The sequence below is a fragment of the Shewanella sp. SG44-6 genome (assembly GCF_014164185.1).
Taxonomy (GTDB): domain Bacteria; phylum Pseudomonadota; class Gammaproteobacteria; order Enterobacterales; family Shewanellaceae; genus Shewanella; species Shewanella vesiculosa.
In genome coordinates this window covers 1-318 of sequence record NZ_JACJER010000351.1, presented here as the reverse complement: position 1 = coordinate 318, position 318 = coordinate 1, and the positions used below count along the sequence as shown (strand labels likewise).

Sequence of the window (318 nt, the reverse complement as noted above, 5' to 3'; positions counted from 1 at the left end):
TACGGTCAACAAAGGGATGAATAAATTGACCTTACGTGGCCAAGCCAAAGTGAATGCCCAGTGGCAACTGTACTGTCTTGTTCATAACATAGAAAAGTTGCAACAAGCGATGCACTAAGAAGGGGGAAGCCCTTTTTACCTCGAAAAACGCTACAAACCGGCCTCAATACCCCCTAAAGCGCACTAAAAAACCAACAAAACTGCATGCTAAATAATAATCTAAGTACCACTAAATAATTGAATCAAAATATAAACTCAGATATTGTTTATTCATTAATCAAAATAAATTTAAAAACGAGTAATTCTACAGGCTCGTTA

At 36.5% G+C, this 318-nt stretch carries 1 protein-coding gene; it reads left to right on the top strand.

Annotation, left to right across the window (positions count from 1 at the left end; all coding sequences use genetic code 11):
• On the top strand, nucleotides 1–118 hold a 118-nt coding region (locus H5185_RS22550; protein ID WP_182743335.1), incomplete at its 5' end, for a transposase.
• Nucleotides 119–318: the final 200 nt, after the last annotated feature.